Source organism: Micromonospora sp. NPDC049662, assembly GCF_040675055.1.
GTDB lineage: Bacteria > Actinomycetota > Actinomycetes > Mycobacteriales > Micromonosporaceae > Micromonospora.
The window spans coordinates 1-22,660 of sequence record NZ_JBFAOC010000006.1 but is presented as its reverse complement, the minus strand read 5'-3'; the positions used below and the strand labels follow the sequence as shown (position 1 = coordinate 22,660).

Below are 22,660 nucleotides of genomic sequence, written 5' to 3'. Positions count from 1 at the left end.
ACACCTTCCCCACGAACTCATCGATCGGGTCAGCTCGTCTGCTGGCGTGGCAACGCTTGCACTTGTAAATCCGGTGCCCCTGCTCGCCTCCCCGGCGAGGGTTGGTGTAGTTGACGCCCATCACAGGCTGTCCGCTCCGCTTGGCGTCGGCCTCCGTGCCAAGCTGGTCCTCGCAGCGAGCACAGCGGAACAGGTTGCTACCGAGGTGCCGCACCGCCGAGAAGTTGCCGACGTTGGTCGTCCGCGCAGGGTCGCGCAGCACGGCTACGCGTAGCAGGTGGCGGCCGAGACGCCGGCGCCGTTGAGAGCCGCGGGTCGGGTGGACGTAGCCAGGGCGGCCCGCCGGGGAGCAGACTCGGCGCGGGCCTCGGTATCTCTTCGTCGTCGACATCGTCGAACCGCAACGACAGCGGACTGAGCGTGACGAGGCGGCAGGCGACGACCTCCCCGACGCTGAACAGGCCGCTAAGCATGTCGGTCGGGTTGGAGGTGACCGCATCCCGACCGACGTCGACCGTAAGCTCAGGCAACAACCGCACGGTGACTGCTTCGTCGGCCACCGCCGCCACCTCGACCAGGACAACGTCATCGATCTGGTACGCCTCGTCGACCGCCGCCAAGGCGCCGGCGGCATCGGCGAACCGCAGTGCGGCTCGCAGGTCCAGGCGACGCGAGACCTGGTCGTAGCTGCCCGCAGCCGACTGCCCCTTGACGAGCAACTGATCCAGCGCAACGCCGGGGACCGTCAACTCCTCCCATACGGTCGCCACCGCCATGCCGTCCAACGTCACCAGCGCTCGGGACCCAATGACGCCCTGCACCCGTCCCGAGCGTTGCTGAACTCCCGGACGGGTGAGCGGTTCGACCAGTCCGGCCGTCAGCGCCGCTTGCAACGCGTCGCTGATCAACTGGTCGGTGATGCGTCGGCGGTCCTGGGGTGAGTAGGCGAACCGCAACCTGCTGCGTGCAGGGTCAAGCACCCAACCGTGGTCGACCGGGTACACGCGCCCTGCACCGCCGTAGACCTGGGTCATGGGCGGCATCACCCGCGAGAATGCCCATGAGACGTCGTTCGTGGGCATGAGCACCACCTCAGCCAGCTCGCCGACCGCCTCCTTGAGCTCGTCGGGATCACCGAAGGGCTCGTCATACCCGGTGGGCAGGGTGAGCACCGCGACCGGCCACCGCCGCCCCGGCGTCAGCAACCGGTGCGCGAGCTCGCTGGCCTCAGTCTCTGAGGCGATCCGACGTACCTTCCCCGGCGGGGCGGCAGCGCCGGCCACCTCCGGAATGCGCGACTGCCCCATCAGTTCCGACCTCCCACCGGTTGAAGCTGCCACGAACCCCAAGATCGAAAATCGCCACTCCACAGAACGTTGACGGCAGTCAAGTGACGGCGTGCAGGGCGCAGCCGCGTGTCACAGCACAGCGACGCCGATCAGCGTGAGCTCATCCGCCCCGTCGTCCAGCGGCGTTCCAGCTATCGGCTGCAGGCCAGCGCCGACGACGTCGTAAGCGTCCCGACGCAGCCAAAGCCGTCCAACCGCCGCCTTGCCGTCACGAGTGGCCAGAACGACGCGACCTTCGTAGAGGTCCAGTTGCCCAGAAGCGACCGGCTCGAAGACTTCGCCGGGTGCCTCCGTCACCAGGAAGCGCCGGGTCGCGCCGAGGGCGGGTCCGGTGTCGGATAGCGAGACCCGCAGAGCGCCGACCGGCACCTGGTCGGGCTTGCCGAGTAGGCGCCCGAGTACGTCGGCGGCTACTCCACGGCGTAGCTGCTCGTGGTAGCGCTCGTTGCGGAACACTCGCAGGCACCGGTAGCAGCTGGTCTCGGGGCCGCACTCGCAGCCGCGTACCCGTCGCACCGCCTGATCGAGCACGTCGCGTAGCCGTTGCGCGATTCGCTGCACGTGCCCTGCGCCGCCGGGCACGGTGTCGTACAGCATGATCACGCTGCGTCCGGTTTCGGTCTGGTACATCGTTGCGTCGATGTCGTCGCGGCTGATCTCAAGGGCGAGGACGGCGCCCTCCACTATGGCATAGGCAATTGACCGCCAGGCGCTGTCGTCGAGGCCGTCCGTGGCTACACCCTCTACGCTCAGCTCAAGGACGTCCGTCTGGTACTTGTGGGCGAGGGACAGGTTTTCCATGCGGCCTCGGCAGTCTCGGCCACTCAGTGGGCTCTGGTGGCTGGCCAGTCCATCGATGGTGGGGCGTCCGAAGCCGCAGGTGGCGCAGATGAAGAAGCCGCGGCCACGTGCGCCGTCGCTGAGGGCGATGAGTTCGCCTCTGGCGCCGGCCCTAACGGTGACCGTGCCGCCGGCCATGTTCAGCTTGTCCTCGTAGAGTTCGGCACCGGGCGAGACGACATGGGTGGCGCCGTGCCAGGCGCGGCGCGGGGCGCTGGTGGGCCGCTTGGCGCTGTTGCGGGCGGCGACGAATCCGAAGACCGGGATGGCGTACTGGCGGGGAGCGCCAACGGGTGCGGCACCGCAGGCAGGGCACTCCTGGCCGAGGCGGTCGATGGAGTCGCGGTAGTGGCCGCAGCCGTCGCAGACGGCGTAGTAGCGGCGTTCGAGGTCCCTTCCTGGCAGCCGGTAGACGCCGGCGGACTGCCACGTCAGTCCCCCGGCGATGACTTCGGCGCCGGGTGCGTACTCGTAGATGGCCGAGGAGAGGTCTCGGGACAGTTCCAGCTGCTTGGCCTGCTGAGCGTCCGCGAATGCCAGCCGTAGTTCGACGGTGTCGACGGGGAAGCCGTACTTGGGCAGGACGTTGCGGTTGGCCAGCAGTCCGAGGAGCTCCCGACTGATGATGGTCTTCATCACCCGGCTGTACCGTGCGGCCTTGTCGTCCTGGCGGGCGGTGAACGCTTCCTGCCGCTTCTGCTCGTAGGTGTCGACGTCCTGTTGCAGCTCGGCCCGAACAGATTCCAGGAGGTCGAGTAGGTGCTCGACCCAGGCGCCTGTTTCAACGCCGATGCTGTCCTGCACGTCGGTGGGCAGGACCTGCCGCAGCGAGTCGGTGACGCCCGCGGGCGCGGGGGTGAGGAAGTCGCTGACCAGCGTGACCGGGGCGATTCCGTCATCGGCTGGCAGGAGGAAGTCCGCCGCGGTCCGCAATACGGTGCCATAGGTGCGGAACTGGTGGCGGAAGAAGGCGGCCAGGGCGACGGAGTGAGCGTGCCGGCGGTCGATCCGCACATTGTTCAGAGGTACGTAGGGGGCGCGAACCTCGCCGGCGATCATTCGGTTGGGTTCGGCGAAGCGGGAGAGGTCGTGTGAGCGGCGTTGGGCGTAGGTGACGACGAGTGCGGCGGCGTCGGTGCGTCGTCCGGCGCGGCCGGCGCGTTGGACGTAGTTGGCGGTGGTGGGTGGCATGTTGCGGAGCATGACGGCCTGTAGTTCGCCGACGTCGACGCCGAGTTCGAAGGTGGTGGAGCAGGACAGGGCGTTGATCTCGCCTCGGACGAACTGTTGTTGGATCTCGGCGGCTCGTTCGCTGGTCCACTGGGCCGTGTGTTCGAAGACGCGCAGGGGTACCGGGTTCATGTCCCGGTAGACGTTGCGGTAGTGGTCGGTGTCCGTGTCGGCGGCGGGTTGCGCCCAGTGTTCGAGGGTGCCGTCGCAGGCCATGGTCGGGCAGGTGCCGCGGGCGTTGAATGGGGTGAGCTTGCGGCAGGTGGAGCACTGCCAGACGGCCCCGCTCCTGACCGGCGTGCAGATGATCAGTGCGGGGTCGAGTTGGTAGACCTGACCGATGCCACGCTCGGTGCTGGCCATCAGCCATTCCGACTGTGGCCCTCTGGTCAGCAGGTGCCATACCCCTTCGAGGATGGTGAGGGGGTCCGCGGTGTGTCCGAGTCGGTTGAGCAGTCGGCGCAGGTAGTCGAGTCTGCGGTTGACGCCCTTGGTGGGCAGCCAGCTGAGGACCTTGCGGCGAGAGTCGGCGCCGGTTCCGCGGACGTAGATGGGGCCGAGGCGCGGTTCGAATGCTTCGTCGCGGGGGTCAACGCCGTCGAGTGCGGCAACGGCGCCTTGTAGGCGGATCGATCTGACCAGCTCGCCGATCAGCGCCCAGGCTTCTTCGGCGGCGAGGCCAAGGTTGGTCAATGGCCTGGGCGGGGTCCAGGCCGGGTCGCGGGACATGTCCCAGACGAGAAGTCCGCGACCCTCGAGGGAGTTGCGTTCGTCGACGCCGACGACTTCAACCTGCGCCCAGAGGGAGACCTGTCGTTCGCGTGCCTGTCGTGATTGGCGGCGTTCAAAGATGCCGAATCGGTCGGCGGCGCGGCTGGTGTGGTAGATGACGTCTTCCAGCCGGATCTCGTCGCCGTTCCCGGCGGCAGCGTGGGCCCCTTCGTGGAGCAGTCGTCGGCGTTGCATCCGTTGGTAGGAGTCTTCGAGGTAGGGCGCGAAGTAGGCGGCGGACTGTCGGCTGTCGCTGAACAGCAGGAGCTTGCGTCCACCGCCTCGTAGGCCTTGCTGAACGAGGTCGGATGCCACGGGCAGCTTCTGGTAAAGGGCGGTGGCGAGGACCGAGGCAGAGGCCTCGTTACCGCTGGAGAAGAGGCGGATGAGGCCGTCGCCGCGTCCGCCGCAGGACAGGCATGCGGTGAGTTCGTCAGTGCGTTGCCGAAGGAATCGAACCTGGCGCATGGTGGCATCGGGGCAGCGGGGGCAGGCGGTTGCTGGGCCGGTCTGGAAGACGCCGCATCGGGTGCACATGCTGCCCAGTTCGCCGGCGGAGTGCGTGTTGCCGCCGGTTGGTTCCTCGTCTTCGTCGGTGGCCACGGTGTCGACCAATGCCATCCAGACCTGCTGTTCGTCTCGGGATCGCCGGGAGCGGAAGACGGCGTGGGTTCCGATTCGTTCCAGGGTGCCGGAGAGGTAGACGGTGCCGCAGCGGCGGCAGGTGCCGAATTCGAATGCCGCGTCGCCGCAGTGTTCGCATCGCTCGTGTCGGGTGAGGCTGACGTGTGGGCCGTGGGGTCCGAGGCAGGTGAAGGCACCTTCGGTGGCCCGGGCGAACAGGTGGTAGCGGGCGGACAGCACGGGGGCGCCGTCGGAATCGTGGACGCTGTTGGCCAAAGCGACCAGCGCGGCGGAGGCTGACTGGTCGCCGGTGGCGAACAGGGCCTGTGCCGCCTGCGGCAGTGGCATCGGCCCGTGGGCGAGGAGCGCCTTGAGCCGGCGGACCCGCTGCTCGCGAGCCAGGGCGTCCGCCGGGTCATCGGTGACGTATCCGTGTTGCCGGGCGTAAGCCAGCACGGCCTCGGCTTGGCCGTCGGCGCCCAGGAGTTCGGCGTACGCGGAGGCGGGGAGCGGCCCCCATTCCGGTCCGGGTGGGAGTTCCACGCGGTCGGCGGTAACGACATCCTGCCTGGCCTCGTCGGCCGGGTCGTTCTCGAACGGCACCGGGAACAGGGAGGCTGCGAAGTCGGCGACGGCTTTCATGTCGCCGCCGACAGTCGCGCTGGTGGCGATGCACTGCAACGCTCGGCCCGTGCTGACCCGGTCGACCAGACGGCGCAGCAGCATGGCCAGTTCCGCGCCGCGGGCACCGTCGTAGACGTGCGCCTCGTCGACGACGATGAACTGCCAGTGGCCGGCGTGCTCGCCTTCGAAAAGGTCTATGTCGAGGGGGCGTAGCAGCAGGTATTCGAGCATGGCGTAGTTGGTGAGCAGAAGGTGTGGGGGCCGCTGTTGCATCTCTTCGCGGCTGAGCAGTTCGTTGGGTAGCGGGCGTTCGCCAGGGTTCTGTCGTTCGAAGATCTCGGCGGCTTCCCGGCGCGTCTGCCGGGTCTCCCCCGTGTACCGGCCGAAGGTGACGTCCGGCGCCTCAGCCAGGAGACCGCGTAGCCGTTTCATCTGGTCGTTGGCCAACGCGTTCATCGGGTAGAGCAGCAGTGCCCTGACACCAGGGCCGAGGGTTCCTGCCGAGCGCTCCGCCATGATGCGGTTGAGGATCGGCAGGAGGAAGCTCTCGGTCTTGCCGGAGCCGGTACCGGTAGCGACGACGAGGTTGCGGCCGGTAGCGGCTTTGCGGATCGCCCGCTCCTGGTGCCGGTACAGCGGCCGGTCGAGGTTGAAGCCGTTGCCGAGGGTGGCGATGCCGCGGTCGAGAATGCCGGCATCAACGAGCTGCCGGGGGGTGGCTGAGGTGACGTACGGCGGTGTCGCCTCAAGCAAGGGACCCTTGGTGATTTCCTGGTTGATCGCGTCGCTGATCGCGCTTTCCAGGGCAGCCGCCAGTCGGGGGTCCTTCGGTTCCACCAGCGTGCGTAGGTACCGCCGGTAGGTCGCGACAACGGCGTCACTGGTGGCGATGGGGTCAAGGATCATCGGGCGGCTCCGGATCCGATCAGGGTGAACTCGGCGAGCAGAAGATCGATGGTGACGAGGCGGGGCGCGCTGCGGGCGAGAGTGGCGTGATGAGGCAGGATGCGCGGCAGCAGCCACTCACAGCCGGGGTGTCCACGGGCGGCCAGTCGTGCGACGAAAGCCAGGACGAGCGACAGCGCGGGGAGCGCCCTCCAGCCCGTGGCGGGTTTGCGCGCTTGGACTGCGTCCTTGACGCGTTGTCCGCTGACAGCATGTATCTGTTGGCGTGAGACGAGGAGTAGCTCCTTGGCAGCGCTGGAAACTCTGCCGAGGCCCGGCTGTATCCGCACTTCGAACAGATGCCGGGCTGCCGTCAACCGCTCGTCGGCGTCGAGCAGACCGCCCGGCACGACACGCATCGCCCTCCACAACCGGTCACGTACCTCTATCGGAAGCTCGGCCAGACGTAAAGCGGACTCATCGAACCGGCCAACGGTCTGGTAGGGGTCGATGCCACCATCGAGCAGGTGCAACGCCACCTCGCCGCAGACGGCCGAGACCTGCTCGCGTAGCTCTTCATTCCCGTCCTGCTCGCCGAGGCGGTGGGCCGTGGCGAGCATGCCGGCAAGAGGGCTGATCCCCCACAGCTTGGTCTCGTCCCGCTCCCCGACGTACGCGTCGGGGGGTGCGGCGATCAGGCCGGAATGTACGAGCGGGGCGACCAGCCGGTCGGCCGAGGTCCGGGTCTTCGCCAACGCGGCGAGGGCGTGTGCGGGATAGCGCCGGAGGTTGGTGGAAAGCCCACGGACATCACAGGTCACCCTGCCACGAAGGCCATCCGCCCGGTGATACAGATCAATCAGCAGTGGCGCGATGTCCGAGCGGTCGGGCAGCGCGTCGGCTCCCGCAAGGTAGCCCGACACGGCGTCGTCGGCGGTGTCCTCTCCGCTGGGTTTCCACTCGCGGTCAGCGAGGTCGAAGGCGTTGTCGGCCGCCGGCCAGTCGGGCCACTCTGCCGGCACCCACGGGTCCTCGATGCGCAGCAGCGCCACCAGGGGCCCGGCGGTGGTGACCTCCTCAGGAAGCGGATCACTGGCCAAGTCCTGGTTGAAAGTCACCACGTGCGGAGGCCGCCATGGCGCGTATACGCGGTAGAAACCGGCGACCAGGCCCTCTGCATGCACACCGTCGACGAGGACTAGCCGGTCTCTGTCGAGGTGGACGGAGCTAGCGAGGCGCCTCGGGGTGCAGCGGGCCACCGGGAAGTCTTGGCCGTCGACGCGGACATCGAGCTGTGCGATGCCGTGAACGCCGACGGTGTCGGCGATAGTGGCGAGGGAGAACCGCGCCAAGGGCCGCCCGTACGTGAAACCGGAGACGACGGTTTGCAACTCACGACCGGCCGCCTTGACGACGAGTTGGGCGTCTGCCACCTCGGGAAGCCGGACCAGCAGCTCTCCCTCGCCGACCGTCTCGGTATCCAGGCGCAGCGGCTGCAAGGACCAGTCACCGCGGCCGTTGCCGCCGAGCCGCTGCACTGCCATGTGAGTTGGTGTCACTCGCACGGCGGCTGTTCCGGCAGGGCCGTCGATCTGCACCTCAGCGGCGGTGTCTTTCGGACCCAATTGCGCCACCGTCGGTGTGACGGTTAGGCCGTGCAGGCTGGCGCTGGCCCGTACGGTCGCCGGTTCCAGACCGTCGGCGCGGATCTCCCGCCAGGAGGGGTTAGATCGGGCATTTAGGCCCTCGACCAGTTCGAGGGTGCGGGACAGGCCACGGCCGAGGGGTCCGCGGACGGTCACCTCGTACGTGCCGACGAGGGGTCGGGGCAGCTGTCGCCATGGGTCGACGGTGGTGTCCCGGATGACGGTGACAACCTCCGTGATCAGTTGATCGGACCCGGGTCTGCGGATGCGGATGGACCACTCGGTCGTGACACCTGGCTCGGTGGGCAGGGTCAGCTTCGGCGCGGCCGTGACGACCGGCGCGCCGGCGAGGCTGCACACGCCGGGCAGTGGCGGGTCGAGGTGCAGCTGAGCGCGTCGTGCACCCTTGACCCGTCGGGGCGTGCCATCGCCGAGACGCAGCTCGGCCACCTGGCGAAGGTCGACACGGCGAAGGGTCCAGCCGAGCCAGCCGTAGGGGGCGGGAACGTCGCCGAGGTCGTGCAGGTCGCCGGTGACGCGAAGCTCGAGCGGCGCGCCACCGTCGGTCTCGTGGGGATAGAGCAGCCAGGCGGGTTCCGGCGGCACGCTGGCAGTGGCCGGTACGCGTCGGCCGTCGTCGGTGAACACCAGCAGCGGGTCCCGCGGGTCGACCACCTCGATCTCGTGTTCTTGGTCGTAAGCGGCAAGTTCGACGGTGAGTTGTCGCGCGGGACGTGCAATGGTCAGTGCCGTCGCGGGTACGGTCTCCCGCACGCCCGGCCACATCGACCGGCTGACCACGGTCTGTGCCTCACCGTCGATGCGCACCTGCCACACCACATGGCCGTCCGGCGCGTCGGGCACCGAGGGCAGCCACAGCAGGAGACCGCGTCCGAAGGGCTCAAGTTCGAGATGGGGACGCGCCTGCGTGATCCGCGTCCCCGACTGGACACGGTCGGTCGCACCGGTCCAGTCGAGCTGGCCCGACTCGGCAAGGTGCTGCGCCTTAGCGATCAGATGTGGAGGTAGCCCGAGGCCGTCGGCGTGGAACACCGGCTGGCGGAGCCGCTCCAGCAAGTCGATGCAGCGATCGATGAGGTCCTCGGCGTAGTCGCCGCCGTTCTGCATGAAGCGCTGCACGGGCTTGTCGAGCTCGAACAGGCGGGATTCGCGGCCCGGGGTCAGTGCCCAGGCCAGGAAGTGCTCCGCGGACATGCCCGGATCGCGGGCCATCCTTTGTAGCAGGAGGTTCAGCAGGTCGCCGATGCAGTACGCGGGGACGCCGGCGTGCATGAGGATCTCGCCGACGTTGACCTGCGGAAGCCCCGGGAATCGGGCCAGCTTGAAGCGGTCGAGGTTGGCGCGAAACAGCTCGCCCCACAGGCTCTGGTCGATCTTGCCCGGCGCCAGCTGGTGTACGGCGCTCCAGTAGTTGCCGTGTTCGTAGCCGACAGCGCCGATGCCAGCGAGGCCGGTGACCAGGCATGCGGGGTACCGGTGGGCGAGCAGCCGCCGGCGGTCGTACAGGTCGGCGTCTCCGCAAACCCTGCCGAGCGCCCGAATGACCTCTTTCACCTCGGTTTCTGAGGCACCGAGTTCGGAGACGAGCGACACAGCGTTCAGAACCGGTGCCCAGGCGAATTCCCGGTCGCGGAGGAACTCAGATCCTTGTAACACGTTCTTCCCCCTTGAGAACGCGGCCTCAGCCGTATGGCGACTATGCAAGTGGGCAGTGGGCGGCACAAGACAAGGAGCACGTCAGACGCTCTGCCCTGCCCGATAGGCCGACCACTGCCGCCAAGATCGTTGATGCCGTCACCCGCTTGGGGGAACGACAAGTTGTCGTCGCCGTGCCAGCGCCGCACCCAGGGACTTTGGTCCGGGATGACACGCTGCGTCTCGGAGTTCCGGCTGGCGATGCCGGCGTGGCAGCGTTACTGGCCGCGGATCTTGCGGCCGCTCTCGGTGTCGGGGTAGAGAACGGCGTCGGCGACCCGGCCGCCGGAGTCCTTGGCGCCGCCGCCGAAGTTCAGGACGCCGGCGGCGTTGGCGCTGGCGGCGATGCCGTCCCAGTAGCGGGCCTCCCGCTCCCAGCGGATGCCGGAGAGCAGGTTCAGCAGGTCGGTTTCGGTGAGCGGGATCCCGGCGGTGGCCCAGTCGGTGGCCTGGTGGGCGGCGATGCCGATGCCGGCCAGAACGGCCGGCGCGGAGGCCGCAGACCGGGCAGCGAGCTGCGGGTAGAGGTGGCTGAGCAGGGCCGACAGCAGCGGCACGACGCGGCGCTCGATCTGCTCGGCGGTCACTCCGGTGGGGAGGTCCGTCGAGCGGATGGTGGACGAGGACTGGCCGAGCCCGGCCCGACCGTAGATCGTGGTGACGACGAGGACCCGCAGCGCGGAGAGGGTGAGCAGCTCGGGGTCGGCCTTGGTGAGCTGCCGCTTGCGGGACTGGACGAGCTTGCTGAAGGGGATCATCTTGCCGTCGTTCTCGACCTTGACGGCTTCGGCGATGCGGTGCGCGAGCTGAGTGCCGAAGTCGCGCTGGTCCATGGACATGGCGAGGTTCTTGGCCACCGGTACGCCTTCGACGTTGCGGTCGTAGAAGATCTGCCGCGCGTCCTCGACGCCGAGTCCCCAGTAGAGCTCGAACGGCAGTCGGACCGCCCCGAGGGCCTCGTGGGTGGTGCCGTACTGCTCGGGGTCGTCGTAGAGCTCGTGCAAGGCGGTCACCTGGGTCTCGCCATCGATCGCGACGACCGGGGAACCGGCGAGAAGGGTGATCTTCCGGATGCCGCTGCCGGGGACGAGTTCCTCGCTGACCGCGCCGGGCTCGCCAGCGAGCCACAGGGTGATCGGCGGGGTCGACCAGCCGGAGCCGAAGTCACCGTTGATGCCGGAGGCGATGTAGCGGGCGTAGCCGGCGACGTTGCGGCCCTTCTGGGTCGACTTGAGAGTGCGCTGGACCAGGGACCGAATCTCGGCGTGGCGGCGCATCGCCCCAGGCGAGAACTTCATCGCCCGCTTGTCCTCCTCCAGCTTCGGGGAGGGGACGAGCTGCAGGAGCGCGGGCAGCCCGATCGTGCCGATCACCGCGTCGGCACGAAAGGGGGTGACGGTCAGCTGGATGCCCTCGACAGCGGCGGACGGCATGGTGATGGACACGGAGAGTCCTCCTGAAGGGGGTGCCTGGGGAAGGGGGAATCGCTGGCCGGTCGAGCAGATCGACCGGCCTGGGTGAAAACAACTCTAGCACAGCCAACACCGAAAGCACTGTCAAACCGTTTAAACGCTGCCGGCCTCGTGTAGGGTGAGCGGCGAACAGCAGCGCAACTGACAGGACGCACATGCCGCAGCCCACCCAGGTCACCGCCGCCGAGATCTCCCGGCTGGCCGGCGTCACGCGTGCCACGGTGAGCAACTGGCGTCGACGTCATTCCGACTTCCCCACCCCGTCCGGCGGGACTGAGACAAGCCCGGCGTACGACCTGGACGCCGTCCGGTCCTGGCTCGCCGGGCGCGGCCAACTACCTGCCAGTTCTCCCGCCGATGACCTGCGCACAGCCCTCCGGACCAGCGCAACCGACCTCACCCACCGAAGCAGACTGCTGCCGCTCGTTGTCGCCGCGAGTCGCATTGCCGACACCGAGGCGGAGAAAGCCGCCGGGCTTCCCGATGACCAACTGTCCACATGGGCCCAGAAGGCAAGCCGGTCGTACGCCGACGACATCCCCGGCACCGGCGACCTCCTCTATCAACCCGAGGAAGCCGAGCTGCTTCGCGCGCTCCTACGCTGCTGCGCTGAGGAGGGCACGACGCAGACGCTGGAGGTGTTGGCCGAGGGCGATGCCACCGACAGCAAGGCCAGCGGCGCCTACCGGACACCAGCACCCATCGCCGATCTCATGGCGGAACTCCTCGCCGGCCCTAGCGAGCCGTACCCGGACAGGGTCCTCGACCCCGCGTGCGGGGTCGGTGGCCTGCTTCTGGCGGCCGCCTCGCGCGGGGCACGCGAGCTGTACGGCCAAGACCTGGTGCCGGCGGTGGCCGCGCAGGCCGCCGCTCGCCTCGCCGTTCAAGCCGACGAGACGAAAGCACAGGTCGAAGTCGGGGACACCATGCGCGATGACGCGTTCCCGGCGTTGACCGCCGACGCCGTGCTTTGCGCGCCACCCTACGGCCACCGCGAGTGGGGTCACGAGGATCTGGCGTACGACCAGCGGTGGGTGTTCGGCCTGCCACCGAAGGGTGAGCCGGAACTGGCGTGGCTGCAGCATTGCCTCGGGCACCTGGCCCCTGGCGGCCGTGCTGTCCTGCTCATGCCGCCTGGTTCCGCCTTTCGGCCGGCGGGGCGGCGGATCCGGGCCGAGATGGTCCGTCACGGAGCATTAAGAGCGGTCCTCGCTCTGCCCGTCGGGATTGCTCAACCGTTGCACATCGGCCTTCAGCTGTGGCTGCTGGAACGACCTCAACCGCAGGCGACCCTGCCGTCGACCGTTCTCTTTGTGGACACCGCCGGCGCCGCGACCACCAGCGCCGATGACGCACCGGGCAGGCGCTCCATGCCGGACTGGTCCGCGGTCCGCAACTCTGCGCTCGACGTCTGGAAGGACTTCGACCGGCATCCGGACAACTTCGACCCCATCCCCGGGGTCGCGCGCGCCGTCCCGGTTGTTGACCTTCTCGACGAGGCGGTCGACCTCACCCCCGCCCGCCACGTCCGTGCCGCCCCCGTGCCCGCCAAGCCCGACGAACTCGCCGAGATGGCGTACGAGCTGAGGAGCCGGCTGCGGCGGGCAGCCACCGGGCTGGTAGCTCTCACCGGCGGTCACACCTGGCCTCCCGCCGGAGCTGATCCACGGTCCTGGCGATCCGCCAGCGTCGCTGACCTGCTACGGGGTGACGCCCTCACGCTGCTTCGCGCGCCCGCGGCGATTCGTAGCGCAACCCCTGCCGTGGCTGAATCCGAGCTACCCCGAACACTCACCGCCCGGGACGTGGTGTCCCGTCGGCCTGCCTCGGGTGCCGCCGAGGAGGAGCCCTCGGACGAGGACGTCACCATCCAAGCAGGGGATGTCATCGTCCCCGAGATGCTGCACGAAGGCGTGGGCACCGCCCGCGTGGCCGACGCCCGCGACGCCGGACATTTCCTCGGCCGACACCTCCATCTCCTGCGTCCCGATCCTGCCCGCCTCGACCCGTGGTTTCTCGCCGGGTTCCTCGCCGCCGAGGACAATCTCAGCGTCGCATCGTCCGGTACCACCGTGGTCCGCGTCGACCCGCGACGGCTGCGGATTCCCCTGCTTCCCCTTGCCGAGCAACAGCGGTACGGCAGGGCGTTCCGCCAACTCCAGGCGCTCCGAACCGCGGCGGACATCGCCAATCGCCTCGCCGACGAGGCAGCCCGCACCCTGGCCGCCGGCCTCACCGGCGGCGCGCTGCTCCCACCAGACACAGCCCCACCCTCGACCTGACACCGGTCGAATCACAAACGAGAACATCAGTCCCCACCCGCTCCGAGCGGGGCACAGCGGAAGGAACCCGTTGAACAGCAGCAAGCACACCGAACTGGCGAACCACGCCTGGTCGGTAGCCGACCTCCTCCGCGGCGACTACAGGCCGTCCGACTACGGCAAGGTCATCCTGCCGTTCATCGTGCTGCGCCGCCTGGAGTGCGTCCTCGATTCCAACCGCGACAAGGTCCGGACCGAGTACGACCGGCTCAAGGATCAAAATGTCGACGTCGGCCGGTTCCTGCGCCGAGCCTCGGGGCGCAGCTTCTACAACGTGAGCGGCTACACGTTGAAGTCGATCGCCAACGACTCCGCTCAGGCCGCGAAGCACCTGATCGCGTACGTCGGTGCCTTCTCCGAGAACGCGCAGGAGGTGATGGAGCGCTACGAGTTCCCCCAACAGGTCCGGCGACTGGACAGCGCAGGCCTGCTCTACCGAGTGGTCGGACGCTTCGCCGACCTCGACCTGCACCCCTACCAGCGCGACAAGAAGACCGGCGAGATCCTCGCCGACGACGACGGCCAGCCCTTGGTCAACGTTTCCAACCATCAGATGGGGTACGTCTTCGAGGAGCTGATCCGGCGCTTCGCCGAGCAGTCCAACGGACCCGCCGGTGACCACTTCACTCCGCGTGAAGTCGTCGAGCTGATGGTCAACCTGCTCATCGCTCCCGACGACGACGCACTGAGCATCCCGGGCACCTCCCGTACGGTGATGGACCCGGCCTGCGGCACCGGCGGCATGCTCTCGGCAGCCGAGGAGCACATCACCAAGCACAACCCGTCCGCGACCGTCACCGTCTTCGGCCAGGAGCTCAACCCGGAGTCGTGGGCGATCTGCCGATCCGACATGATGATCAAGGGGCAGGACCCAGAGAACATCAAGTTCGGCAACTCGTTCAGCGACGACGGCCACCGCGGCGCCCATTTCGACTACCTGCTGGTCAATCCACCCTTCGGGGTGGATTGGAAGAAGGTCAAGGACGAGATCGAGACCGAGTACGAGACTCTCGGGGAGAGCGGCCGGTTCGGCGCCGGGCTACCCCGAATCAACGACGGCTCGCTGCTCTTCCTCCAGCACATGATTTCAAAAATGAAACCGGTCACCGCCGACGGCAAGGGCGGCAGCCGCGTCGCCATCGTCTTCAACGGCTCCCCACTCTTCAGCGGGGCAGCCGAGTCCGGCGAGTCCCGGATTCGGCAGTGGATCCTGGAGAACGACTGGCTGGAGGGCATCGTCGCCCTGCCGGATCAGCTCTACTACAACACCGGCATCTCCACGTACTTCTGGATCCTGACCAACCGCAAGGCCAAGGGCCACCGCGGCAAGGTCGTCCTGCTCGACGCCCGCGACCAGTTCGCCAAGATGCGCAAGTCCCTAGGCGACAAGCGCAAGCTCGTCACCCCCGACCAGATCAAGCAGATCACCCGGCTGTACGCGGAGGCGCTCGACGCCGCCAACGACCCCGACCACCCACAGCACAGCAAGGTGAAGGTCTTCGCCAACGAAGACTTCGGCTACCGCCGGATCACCGTCGAACGCCCGCTGAAGCTCCGCTTCGAGGTCACCGACGAGACGCTCACCGCGCTGGCCGCCTCGAAGCCAATCCACAAGGTGTCGGACGCCGACGCACTGGCCGCCGCGCTGAAGCCGCTGATCGGGCAGGTCTGGACGACGAAGCGGGCGGCGTGGGACGCGCTGCGGAAGGCGATGGCCGAGGCCGGCGTGCTCTGGCCTTCCGGCACCGCCTTCCAGAAGGCGATGCGGGACATCGTCGGGGTACGCGACCCCGAGGGCGAGGTGCAGCTCGTCAAGGGCAGCCCCGAGCCCGACCCGGAGCTACGCGACTACGAGAACGTGCCGCTCGACGAGGACGTCGAGGAATACCTGCGTCGCGAGGTGCTTCCACACGTCCCGGACGCCTGGATCGACCACGAGAAGACGAAGATCGGGTACGAGATCCCCTTCACCCGCCACTTCTACGTCTACAAACCCCCGAGGCCACTCGCCGAGATCGACGCCGAATTGAAGGCTCTGGAAGCCGAGATTCAAGCTCTCCTCAGTGAGGTGACCGAGTGACTGAAGTTTTCGGGCTACCCCTGCCGGCGCACTGGACGGTCTCACCGCTCAAGCGAGCAACTCCGTTGCTGAACCGCGGATCGGCACCGGATTACGTTGAGGTCGGTCCGGTTGTCGCTCTCAGCCAGGCGGCAAATCAAGATGCCGGGATCGATTGGTCGCGTACAAAGTTTCATAGTTACTGCGGTGACCCCAGCAAGTTGAAGGGTTACCTCAAATCAGAAGACGTTATCATCAACTCGACCGGCACAGGCACGCTCGGGCGAGTCGGACACTTCCGCGGCTCGCCGAACAACACCCCATGCGTCGCCGACAGCCATATAACAATCGCTCGCTTCTCCCCAGAAATCGTCTATCCACGATTCGGATACTACTGGTTGCGGTCAGAGCCTTTCCAACGGCATATCTACTCGGCACTCGTCGTCGGAGCCACCAATCAGATCGAGCTGAACAGCGAAAGGCTCGCGCGAGCACCAATCCCCTTGCCGCCACTCGAAGAGCAGCGCCGCATTGCTGACTTTCTTGACGCCGAGACGGATCGCGTCGATGGCATGCAGCTGAGGACAAGAAGCCAGGTCATCCTCCTAGGCGAACGCCTGAACGAGTCGATTCGGCTGGCAACGACAACCGGCAACGGCCCGCGTCGAGAAACCGGCATCGCGTGGATGCCGGAGATGAATCAGCAATGGCAACTCCATAAGGTGAGCCATGCCTTCAGGTCAGGGAGCGGCACCACTCCTACCTCGGATCGCCCCGAATACTACGGCGGCTCCTACCCGTGGGTAAACAGTGCGGACATCAACGATGGCCAGATAGAAGAATGTGACAAGTCGGTGACCGCCGCAGCGCTAACAGACTTCCCGGCATTGAAGATTCAACCGGCGGGATCCCTTGTAGTAGCCCTGTACGGACAAGGTGCAACCAAGGGAAAGGTTGGAATTCTCCGGATTGATGCATGCTTGAATCAAGCATGCTGCGCCCTGATTCCGACTGGGCCCATTAGCGAGGACTACGCCGCATACTGGTTCCGTGCTCACAAGCAGGGGATCGTAGGACTCGCACTTGGAGCCGGACAACCAAACCTTAGCCAAGAGCTCATCAGACAACTTCGAATCCCTGCACCCGACCGCCCAGCCCAGAATCAGATCGTCACAGCGCTAAGAAAGCTCGAAGATGAAGTTCGATATGAATCGACACTTCTTCGAGCTAGAGAGCGGTTGCTTAGCGAACGTCGAACCGCTCTGATCACTGCCGCCGTTTCTGGCCAAGTCGATGTATCCACCGCCAGCGGTCGAGGAATCGAGGACTGACCCACCTGCCACCCGGCCCACAGGGGCTGCGGCCCCGTCCACCACCATCGCCGTCGCGCGGGTATTGCGTGCCGCAGCCGCCTCGCCCTCATGGGCACCGCCGCCGACGATGGGGCACACGGAACCCTGCTCCCCCGGGCCACGATGGCCGCGCAGCGTCAGTGGATCACTGCGCAAGCCAAGCGTTCAATTCCCGACAGGGCTTTCTCGGCGGGCTCGGAAATCCACGACGGCCGCTACCATAGGTGGCGCACGCGCACCAAGATCAGTTGACTCGGTGATCGACGCGCAAGACGCTGCGCGGCGCATGCCAGCCCGGCCAAGACGCATCCGCCCTGCCGCGTCCCGGCGCGCTCGGGTCCGTCCAACGCGACGTGCGGCAAATGACAGTGACGGTCGGCAGTGAGGAAATCGAGTGAGCGGGAAGCCCGCGGCGTCTGACGCGCTGCCCCATGAGACGGCCCCGAAGACGCAGGTCCGACAGGTTCGGGACGCACTCCTGCGGGAGTTCGACGGGCTGATCGACGTCGAGGATCTCGCCAACAAGTCAGCCGTCGATCGCGAGCAGGCCTTCCTGTCGAGAGCGCTGGCCGCCCTGACGGTCCGTGACCTGACCGGCTGCGACTCGGCAGCCGCCGCCGAGGCGGTCATCGATGGCCGGGACGACATCGGCATCGATGCGGTGGCCATCGACAAGAACGCGTCGCATCTCTGGTTGGTCCAGTCCAAGTGGAGTGACAGCGGCAAGGGGAAGTTCGTCGTTGCTGACGCGCTCAAGTTCATCGAAGGTCTCCGCTGTATAGACGCGCGAATGTTCGACCGGTTCAACGTCCGGTTCCAGAATCTCGCGGACCAGGTGACCGCAGTGCTCAGCAACCGGGGGTCGAAGATCACCCTGGTGCCGACCGTGATGCGGACCGAGCCACTTGCGGCCGACGTCGTGCAGCGGCTCACCGACGCGCAGGACGAGTTCAACCAGTTCGGCAACATGCTCGGCCAGCGCACCTACCTGGCCCGCGACATCTGGGAGGTGGTCCGCAACGACTTCGCCGAGCCGCCCATCCCGCTGACCGCCAGGATGCAGGACTGGATCAGGGTCACCGAGCCCTACGAGGCTTTCCAGGGGATCGTCTCGGTCGCCGACATCGCTGAGTGGTACGACACCCACGAGGACCGTCTCTTCGACCGCAACATCCGCAAGCCATTGGGCATCACACAGGTCAACCAAGGCCTGATAGACACGCTGACCGCCGACCCGCACAACTTCTGGTTCTTCAACAACGGAATCACGGTGCTCTGCGACACGGTGGATCCCGAATACTTCCAGCGTGGCGCGCGGCGGTCGCCGGTCACGCTTCATCTGGACGGGGCCAGCGTGGTGAACGGCGCCCAGACCGTCCACGCGATCCACCGGGCGTTCCGCAAGGATCCCGAGTCGGTCGCCGACGGCTACGTCACCGTCAGGGTCATCTCACTCAAGAACTGCCCGCCGGGCTTCGCCGACGCAGTGACCACGGCCACGAATACCCAGAACCGGGTGGAGCGGCGCGACTTCGTCGCTCTCGACCCCGTGCAGCAGCGCATCAAACAGGACTTCCTTCTCTCGCTGCAGAAGACCTACATGGTAAAGCGCGGTGAGCCGGAGCCCTCGGCCGACAGCGGTTGCTCGGTGGAGGTCGCAGCCGTCGCGCTGGCCTGCGCCCACCGCAACTCTGACCTCGCTGTCCGCGCCAAACTCGGTGCGGACCGGCTGTGGGAGGAAGGCACCCAGGGTGCCTACCACCTGTTGTTCAACGAGCAGGACCAACCCTCCGCCTACCAGATCTGGCGCAGCGTCCTCATCCTGCGGGAGGTCGACGCCACACTCCAACGCACCGCGAAGGACCGTCAGGCCCGGGCCGAGGCGATCGTGGAACGCGGCAACCGGCTGATCGCGCACATCGTCTTCCAACACCTGGACCTCGACGACATCGACGAGCCCGACACCGACTGGGATGCGACCCTCACCCAGGTGCCCAATATCGTCGAACGTGCTACGGACTGGCTCGTTCACCACGTCGACGCCGAGTTCAAAAAGCAGTTGGTGTCCAGCACGCTTTCCGAGCCCGAGCCCTGTCGCATCCTCGCCGGGCTGGTGCTGCAAGATCTGCGAAGCGGTGCCCCGGTCCCCGACCTGCCACAGGAGTACCGACCGGTGCGGAACGTCCCGAGGCAGCGCCGACGCAATGCCGTCCCCACCCTGGTCGACGCCAACCGGCTCGCGGAGGGCACGCCACTGACCTTCCGGGCTATCGGCCAGCCCGAGCGGGAGGCGATGGCCGCCTGGCTCGCCGCAGATCCGGCTCGGTCTACCGCGACTTGGGTCAACCAACGGGTGCGACCACTGCTCTGGGCGGCCGACGGGAAGCGCTACTCCCCCTCCGGGCTGGTGCAAAAGATGTGGCAATTGGCAGAGTGGAGCAAGGCACCCGTCGCCGCCCAGGGACCTGCCCGGTGGTGCGACGCGGAGGGGACGTCCCTTTGGAGGCTGGCACAGGACACCCGAAACGACGACGACCTCGGCGAGGACGCATGAGCGCCATCCATCATGAGGTCGCCTTCGGTGATGCGATCGTCGCTTCTCTGCTCGTCTGTGGGTGGGAGGACGGCAGCGCCTCCGATTACCGGGCTGACCTCGGCCTCGACACCCACCAGCTCTTCACCTTCATCGGCGCCACTCAGGCCGCAGAGTGGGAGGACCTGGTCACCTCCTACGGCGGCGACCGGGACGCCACGCAGCGCGGGTTCGTCAAGCGCCTCGACCAGGCGATCGCCACCGACGGGCTGCTCGACGTGCTCCGGAAGGGGGTGAAGGACCGCGGCGTGCGCATCCGGGTCGCCTACTTCAAGCCGTCGTTCGTGGAGTCGGACGAGATCCTCGCCGACTACCGACGTAACCGGCTCACCGTCGTTCGGGAGTTGGCGTATGCCACCAAGCAGGCCGACCGGGGCAACCGGCTGGACCTGGCCCTGTTCCTCAACGGCATCCCGCTGGCCACGGCGGAGCTGAAGAACCCGCTGACCGGCTCGGGTGTCGAGCACGCCATGGAGCAATACCGGACCGAGCGCGATCCGACCGAGCTGATCTTCTCCCGTCGGGTAATCGCCAACTTCGCCGTGGACCCGGACCTGGTCTTCGTCTCGACCCAGCTACGCGGCAAGCCGACGCGGTTCCTGCCGTTCAACACCGGCTCGGAGGGCCCGGGACGACCGGGCGGCGAGGGCAACCCCCCGGCCACGGAGTACGGGAAGTACCCCACCTCCTACCTGTGGGAGGAGATCTGGCAACGGGACAACTGGCTCGACCTGCTGGAGCGCTTCGTCCACCTGCACAAGGAGAAGAGTGCGGACGGGCGTACCCGAAAGTCCTTGATCTTCCCCCGCTACCACCAGTGGCATGCCGTGAAGAAGCTGACGGCGCACGCGGCGCGGCACGGGGCCGGGCACAACTATCTGATCATGGCCTCGGCGGGATCGGGTAAGTCGAACACCATTGCCTGGCTCAGCCACCGCCTGTCGTCCCTGCACGCGAACGGTGATGTGGCCGAGCTGGACCCGGGCGCGGTCGAGGCCGGCCTCAAGCCGGGCTCGCCCGTCTTCGACAAGGTCATCATCATCACCGACCGGCGTAACCTCGACGCCCAGCTCCGCGCGACGGTCGGCAGCTTCGAGCAGACTGCCGGCCTGGTGGTGAAGATCGACGAAAACCACGGATCGAAGTCCGAGCAGCTCGCAAAGGCCCTTGGGCGCGAAACGGGGAAGATCGTCACCGTCACGCTCCACACGTTCCCGGCGCTTGAGGAGTACCTCAAGCAGAATCCGACCGAGATCCAGGGCCGACGATTCGCGATCGTCATCGACGAGGCGCACTCGTCCCAGTCCGGCGATGCCGCTGCCTCGGTCCGCGCGGTGCTGCGCGACCTGGGCCTGGATGCCGACTCCGACGACCCGGGCGCGACCAGCGCGCCGGCCGCACCGGACGTCGAGGCGCAACTCAAGGCCAACGCGCGCAAGCGGCAGCGGGCCGCAAACCTTTCCTACTTCGCGTTCACCGCCACACCGAAGCACAAGACCCTCGAAGGTTTCGGCACGCTCGGCGAAGACGGGAAGTACCACCCGTTCCACACCTACTCGATGCGGCAGGCCATCGAGGAGAAATTCATTCTCGATCCGCTGCGCAACTACGTCACCTACAACACCTACTGGAAGCTCGTCAACGGCAACCCCGACGAACGAAAGGTCGATCCGACCAAGGCGAACCCGCTGCTGGCCCGCTACGCGCTCACCCACGACTCGACCGTCGCCCAGCACGCGCAGGTAATCGTCGAGCACTTCCGTACGCACACCGCCGGAAGACTTGGCGGACGGGCGAAGGCGATGGTGGTCACCTCAGGCCGGCCGCAGGCCGTACAGATGGCCCGGTCGATCAAGAGGTACCTCGGCGACCTCGGCTACCCCGACCCGGGCGTCCTGGTGGCCTTCTCGGGCACCCTCACCTACGACGGTGAGGAAATCACCGAGGCGAAGGAGAACGGCGGGCTGCCCGAGAGCGCCCTGCCGAAGGCGTTCGCCTACACGCGCGCCGACGACAAGGCTGCCCAAGCCGGCCGAGCCGGACAGCCCGAGTATCGGATCCTGGTGGTCGCGGAGAAGTACCAGACCGGGTTCGACCAGCCGCTGCTCACCACGATGTACGTCAACAAGACGCTGGACGGCATCGCCGCCGTGCAGACCCTCTCCCGCCTGAACCGCACCGCGGAGCGCAAGAGCCAGTCCGACCTGGCGGTGCTGGACTTCGTCAACGACGCGGAGAAGATCAAGGACGCCTTCCGCCCGTACTTTGAGGAAGCCGCCACTCTGCCCTCGGACCCCAACCTGCTCTACACGGCCCAGAGCAAGGTGATGTCCGCGCCGGTCCTCGTCGATGAGGAAATGCAGGCGTTCGCGACGGCTTACCTGACCGCCCAGCGACAGACCGCCGGCAACACGACGAAGTGGGAGAAGCTCCACGCCGAGTTGTACCGGCACCTCGATCCTGGGGTGACCCGCTTCGCGGACCTGCTCAACGGCGACGACGAGGACGAGCAGGAGACGGCCGAGACCTTCCGGGCCGACCTGAACGACTATGTCCGCAAATACAGCTTCCTCTCCGGCATCGTCACCTACATCGACGCCGAACTGGAGCGCCTGTACCTCTATGGACGACACCTGCTCAACCGGCTGCCCCGCGGTGAGGACGGCGGGGTGGACGTCGGTGAGATCGACCTCAGTCACCTGCGGGTGGAGAAGACTGGCGAGCACGACGTCAGCCTGGTGCCGGAAGGGCCGACCGACATGAAGGGCTTCGGCGACGGATCGGGCGGCGCCAAGGAGTCGGAGAAGTCACTGCTGTCAGAACTCATCGACCGGTTCAATGCGAAGCACGCCACGGAATTCACCGAGCAGGATGTCATCAAGCCCTTCCACGAGGCGCTCGCAGACCCGAAGGTGCGGCTGGCCGCCGTCGCCAACGACGAGGAAAATTTCGGCCACGTCTTCGACCCGGTCTTCGAGGACAAGATGATGGACCATTTCGACACAACTGCCGACCTGGGGCGCAAGTACTTCGATCCGCAGCAGAATTTCCGCAGCTCGCTCAACCGCAGCGCGCGCAGCGCCGCCTGGCAGATGATCCGCCGGCAGGAGGGCGTGGTGGACGACGCGGCTTGACGAGTCGCCATCGTCCAGGGGCGCCGCGTCACCTTCGGTGACGC

General features: G+C 67.1%; 9 protein-coding genes. 5 read left to right on the top strand and 4 right to left on the bottom strand.

Translation table 11 applies throughout. The annotated features are described in order from the left end of the window. Nucleotides 1-197: 197 nt before the first annotated feature. The 4 genes from AB0J36_RS06610 to AB0J36_RS06595 all read right to left on the bottom strand — a co-directional run bounded on the left by AB0J36_RS06610 (nt 198) and on the right by AB0J36_RS06595 (nt 11,130). Entirely contained in the window at nt 198-1,172 is a 975-nt protein-coding gene (locus tag AB0J36_RS06610; protein WP_363660166.1) for a hypothetical protein, read from the bottom strand. A gap of 246 nt (nt 1,173-1,418) precedes the next feature. After that, complete coding sequence (locus AB0J36_RS06605; RefSeq protein ID WP_363660165.1) at nt 1,419-6,344, bottom strand: DEAD/DEAH box helicase; 4,926 nt, start codon at nt 6,342-6,344, stop codon at nt 1,419-1,421. Further along, nucleotides 6,341-9,694, bottom strand: a complete 3,354-nt coding sequence (locus tag AB0J36_RS06600) for a hypothetical protein (RefSeq protein WP_363660164.1) — start codon at nt 9,692-9,694, stop codon at nt 6,341-6,343. The genes AB0J36_RS06605 and AB0J36_RS06600 overlap by 4 nt, the downstream gene beginning before the upstream one ends. 209 nt (nt 9,695-9,903) lie before the next feature. After that, nucleotides 9,904-11,130 carry a DNA sulfur modification protein DndB gene (locus AB0J36_RS06595; RefSeq protein WP_363660163.1) on the bottom strand — a complete coding sequence of 409 codons (1,227 nt, stop codon included), beginning with the start codon at nt 11,128-11,130 and terminating at the stop codon, nt 9,904-9,906. A 182-nt stretch (nt 11,131-11,312) separates the two neighbouring features. On the opposite strand from AB0J36_RS06595, the gene AB0J36_RS06590 reads away from it, so the two are divergent. From AB0J36_RS06590 to AB0J36_RS06570, 5 genes are all read left to right on the top strand, one after another. Continuing rightward, the gene (locus AB0J36_RS06590; protein WP_363660162.1) at nt 11,313-13,439 is read left to right on the top strand and encodes an N-6 DNA methylase; all 2,127 of its coding nucleotides are present in this window, start codon (nt 11,313-11,315) and stop codon (nt 13,437-13,439) included. 70 nt (nt 13,440-13,509) lie between these two features. Continuing rightward, complete coding sequence (locus tag AB0J36_RS06585; RefSeq protein ID WP_363660161.1) at nt 13,510-15,558, top strand: class I SAM-dependent DNA methyltransferase; 2,049 nt, start codon at nt 13,510-13,512, stop codon at nt 15,556-15,558. Next, nucleotides 15,555-16,868, top strand: a complete 1,314-nt coding sequence (locus tag AB0J36_RS06580) for a restriction endonuclease subunit S (protein ID WP_363660160.1) — start codon at nt 15,555-15,557, stop codon at nt 16,866-16,868. The genes AB0J36_RS06585 and AB0J36_RS06580 overlap by 4 nt, the downstream gene beginning before the upstream one ends. 682 nt (nt 16,869-17,550) lie before the next feature. Continuing rightward, nucleotides 17,551-19,443, top strand: a complete 1,893-nt coding sequence (locus AB0J36_RS06575; RefSeq protein ID WP_363660159.1) for an AIPR family protein — start codon at nt 17,551-17,553, stop codon at nt 19,441-19,443. Continuing rightward, nucleotides 19,440-22,616, top strand: coding sequence for a type I restriction endonuclease (locus AB0J36_RS06570; RefSeq protein ID WP_363660158.1), 3,177 nt, complete (start codon nt 19,440-19,442; stop codon nt 22,614-22,616). Before AB0J36_RS06575 ends, AB0J36_RS06570 begins: the two co-directional genes overlap by 4 nt. Nucleotides 22,617-22,660: the final 44 nt, after the last annotated feature.